Source organism: Kitasatospora sp. NPDC047058, assembly GCF_040643935.1.
GTDB lineage: Bacteria > Actinomycetota > Actinomycetes > Streptomycetales > Streptomycetaceae > Kitasatospora.
On the sequence record NZ_JBEYVJ010000467.1, the window covers coordinates 1 to 4789 of the forward strand.

2 protein-coding genes are annotated in these 4789 nt (G+C 74.4%); both read left to right on the forward strand.

Annotated features, from left to right (window positions below):
• Positions 1-752 (forward strand): condensation domain-containing protein (locus tag ABZ885_RS35540; RefSeq protein WP_360198243.1); only part of this gene is annotated, 752 nt, incomplete at its 5' end.
• A 293-nt stretch (positions 753-1045) separates the two neighbouring features.
• The coding region (locus ABZ885_RS35545; protein ID WP_360198246.1) for a type I polyketide synthase at positions 1046-4789 on the forward strand (3744 nt) is incomplete at its 3' end.

Sequence of the window (4789 nt, forward strand, 5' to 3'; positions counted from 1 at the left end):
GCCCGGACCCGGCCGAGCTGGAGCGGCAGCGGGCCCAGTGGCGGGCCGAGCTGGCCGGCGTCCCGGAGCTGGCCTACCCGGGCCGGCCGGCCCCGGGCGCGTCGGCGGTGCCCCGGTCCCTGGTGTTCCCCCTGGGCGACGACGTCTCCGAGAGGGTCGACCGGTGTGCGGCGGCGCACGGGACCACCCCGTACGCCGTCCTGTTGGCGGCGTACGGGCGGGCGCTGGCGGAACTCTGCGGGCAGGACGACCTTGCGGTGGGAACCCCGGTCGCGCTGCGCGGGGACCCGGGCCTGGAAGGCGCCGTGACCTGCCTGATCGACGTGGTCTGCATGCGGCTCCGGTTCGACCGGGAGGCGGCGGGTCCGGCGGACCTGACGCGTGTCGCCGCCACGGTGCGAGCGGCCTTCGGGGCGCAGGACGTCCCGTTCGGCGAGGTGGTGGAGCTGGTGAACCCGCCGCGGGGTGCCCGCCCGCCGCTGTTCCAGAACATGTTCGCGCTACAGAACAACGCGAGCCCGGTGCTGGCGCTGCCCGGTGCCCGCGCCGTCTTCGAGCGACCGGAACCGTTCGGGCTGCCCACCGAGCTCGTCGCCGAGGTGCGGCCGGGCGACGGGGGAGGAGCGCGGCTGGTGGTCGGCTTCCGGCCGGACCGGGTCCCGGACGGGTTCGCCGCACGGCTGGGTGCCCAATTCATGGACGCTCTCGACGTGCTGACGCTGCCTCACGAAGCCCAGGCTTCGCAGGAGTGATCCCTTGACAATCAGGAGGGTTGCTAAGAGTATGAATATCAGAGTGGTTGATCCATGCGATCAGCCCGATGCGCGGCGACGGCCCTTCGAGTGAGGCCGGCCGGCCGCCGGGTTCGTGGAGGCCGCCGGTTCCGTCCGGCGGCCCCGGGCCCCGCCCTTCTTTTCCCTCCTTGCCCAGGCTTTCCCTTCGGGTCGACCGTCCTTCCCGCACCGGGGAGTTGACGCCTGAGCCGCCGTGCGGCGGCCCGATCCGGGCACGAGCCGATGCAGACCACAGAGCGGATGGGTTCCACGTGGAAGACGTCAGCGCCGTACCGGAGTCCGGTTCCGACATCGCCGTGATCGGACTCGCCGGGCGCTTTCCCGGCGCCCCGGACACGGGCCGGTTCTGGCGCAACCTCCGCGAAGGGGTCGAGTCCGTCGGCTTCTTCGACGAGGACGAACTGGCCGCGGCCGGCGTCCCGGTGGAGTTGTCCCGGCAGGCGGACTACGTGCGGGCGGGCGCCCGGACCGAGGGCATCGACCTCTTCGACGCGGAGTTCTTCGGCTACACCGCGCGCGACGCGACCATCATGGACCCGCAGCACCGGGTGTTCCTGGAGACGGCCTGGGAGGCGCTGGAGAACGCCGGCCACAGCCCGAGCGGGCTCGGCGGGACGACCGTCGGCGTCTTCGGCGGGGCGGGCACCAGCGCCTACCTGCCCCACGTGTTCGCCAACCTGCAGGCGGGCGCGACGATCGGGGCCTCGAACGTCGGGCTCGGCAACGAACTCGGCTTCCTGACCACCCGGGTGTCCTACAAGCTCGACCTGCACGGGCCGAGCGTCCCGGTACACACCGCGTGTTCGAGCTCGCTGGTCGCCGTCCACCTGGCCTGCCAGAGCTTGCTGAACTACGAGTCGGACCTCGCGCTGGCCGGTGGCGTGTCGTTCAAGACCGCTCCGCTGAAGGGGTACCGCTACCAGGAGAACGGCATCCTCTCGCCGGACGGCCACTGCCGCCCGTTCGACGCCGGCGCGCGGGGCACGGTCTTCAACAACGGCGCCGGGGTCGTCGTGCTCAAGCGGCTCGCGGACGCGCTGGCCGACCGGGACACCGTGCACGCGGTGATCAAGGGGAGCGCGGTCAACAACGACGGTGCCACGAAGGCGAGTTTCACCGCGCCCGGGGTCACCGGGCAGTCCGCGGTCGTGCTGGAGGCGTTGGAGGTCGCGAACGTGGCGGCCGACAGCATCGGCTACCTGGAGGCGCACGGCAGCGGCACCAGGATCGGCGACTCCATCGAGATCGACGCGCTGACCCGGGCGTTCCGCCGGAGCACCGACCGCACGGACTTCTGCGCGATCGGATCGGTCAAGTCCAACATCGGCCACCTCGACGCCGCCGCCGGCATGGCGGGCCTGATCAAGACCACGCTGGCGCTGCGCCACCGGATGCTGCCGCCTACGCTCCACTTCACCGTGCCGAACCCGGACATCCGGTTCGAGACCACGCCCTTCCGCGTGCAGCGCGAGCTGACGCCCTGGGAGCCGGGCGACGGGCCGCGCCGCGCCGGTGTCAGCGCCTTCGGATTCGGCGGCACCAACGCCCACGTCGTGGTCGAGGAGGCGCCGCCGCCGCCCGCCCCGGAGCCGGCCCGCCCCTCCCAGCTGCTGGTGCTGACGGCCCGTACACCGCAGGCCCTGGAGCAGGCCACCGACCGGCTCGTCGAGCACCTGCGCACCGAGCCGCAGGCGCTGGTGGACGTCGCGTACACGCTGTCCCGGGGCCGTGAGCACTTCCCGCACCGCCGGGCCGTCGTGGCCGCCTCACCGGAGGACGCCGCCGCGGCGCTCGGGCGGCGGGACCCGGCCGCGGTCACCAGCGGCCTCGCGGCCCCGGCCGCGCCGAAGGTCGCGATGCTCTTCTCCGGCCAGGGCGCCCAGCACCCTGGCATGGCCCGCGAACTGTACGGGACCCAGCCGGAGTTCCGCGCCGCTCTGGACCGTTGTGCCGCGCCACTGGAGAACGTCCTCGGCCTGGACCTGCGCGAGCTGGCCGTCTGCCCCGACGACGACGAACGGGCGACGGAGCTGCTCGGCCGGACCGAGGTCGCCCAACCTGCCCTGTTCGCCGTCGAGTACGCCCTGGCCCGGCTCTGGACGTCGTGGGGCGTGGCCCCGGACGCGATGATCGGCCACAGCCTGGGCGAGTACGTCGCCGCCACGCTGGCGGGCGTCTTCGAACTCGACGACGCCCTGCGCCTGGTGGCTCTGCGCGGCGCGCTGATGCAGCGGCAGTCGGACGGCGGCATGCTGAGCGTCTCCGCCGAGCGGGCGACCCTGGCCGCCCGGCTGCCCGCGGAGCTGACCCTCGCGGCGCACAACGGTCCGACGGACTGCGTGGTCGCCGGTGCGCCGGAGCCGCTGGCGGCCTTCGCCGCGGAACTGGCCGGCGAGGGGATCGCCGCCAGGCCGCTCGCCACCTCCCGCGCGTTCCACTCGCCGCTGATGGCGCCGATGGTGGACGAGTTCGTCGCGGCGGTCGCCCGGGTGCCGATGCGGGAACCGCGGCTGCCGTTCGTCTCGAACGTCACCGGCACCTGGATCACCCCCGACCAGGCTGTCGACCCGCGGTACTGGGGGCGGCACGTCGTCGCCACCGTGGAGTTCGCCCGGGGCGTGGCCACCCTGGCGGAGGACGAGGACACCGTGTTCCTCGAAGTGGGCCCGGGGCAGACCCTCCGCAGCCTCGTCTCGCGTCAGCTCGCCGACGCCCCGCACCGGACGGTGGTCGGCTCACTTCCGCACCCGCGCGAGGCCCGGGGGGCGCTCCCCGCCGCGCAGCGGGCCCTCGGGCTGCTCTGGCAGGCCGGGGTGCGGCCCGACTGGCAGGCCTACCACGCGGCGGAGAACCCCGTCCGGGTGCCGCTGCCCACCTACCCTTTCGAGCGGAAGCGGTTCTGGCTCGACCCCGCGCCAGCACCGGCCGCCGCGGCACCGGCGGAGTCCGCGCCGCACCCCCTGCTCGACGAACTCCTGGTCCACACCGTCGACGAGGCCGTCTTCCGGACGACCTTCGACCTCGACCGGCACTGGGTGCTCAGCGAGCACCGGATGCTCTCCGAGGCCATCGTCCCCGGCACGACGTACCTGGAGATGGCCCGCGCCGCGGGATCCGTCCTGCTGGGCGCGCAGGTGAGCGCGGTCGGCGAGGTGGAGTTCCAGGTCCCGCTGCTCGTCACCGCGGGTCGCCCGCGGGTCGCCCACACCATCGTGCGGGCCGACGAGGACGGTGGCGTGCGGTTCCGGGTCGTCAGCCACGACCCGACGGCGGTGCCGGGCCGGCAGTGGACCGAGCACGTCCACGGCCGGGTCGCCGCGGACACCCCGCCGCCCCCGCCGCGGGCCGACCTCACCGCCCTCGCCGCCGGGTGCACGCTGGCCACCCTGGACGGCGCGCAGCTGCAGGCCGGGCACCGGGCGATGGAGTTCGGCAGCCGCTGGCAGGAGAGCCTGCGCACGGTCGACGTCGGGGTGCTCCGCGCCCTCGGCCGACTGGAGCTGCCCGCCAGGTTCGCGGCGGAGACCGCGGAGCACGTGCTGCACCCGGCGCTGCTGGACCTGGCGACCGGCTTCCACCAGTGGGCCCTGTACGACGGCGAGCGGACCGGGGAGGAGGCCGACCCGGACTTCTACCTGCCGCTCGCCTACGACCGGTTGACGATCCACGGGCCGATGCCGGCGAAGTGTGTCAGCGTCATCGAGCCGGCCGCCGGCTTCCGGCAGACCGGCGAGATCCGCAAGGTCGACGTCCTGGTCTGCGCGACCGACGGCACCCCCGTGCTGGAGGTCCGCGGCTTCACCGCGAAGCGGGTCAACAGCGCCCGCCGCACGATCCGCCAGGCCCGGGCCGCCGCCCTGCACCACACGCTGGAGTGGGTGCGCGAGGCGCGGCCCGCGCAGCCCCGGCGCGAGGTCCGCGACGTGCTGGTGGTCGGGGCCCCGTCGGCGCTGCTGGACTCCACGGCCGCCGGCCTGGCCGCGGCCGGTGCGGCG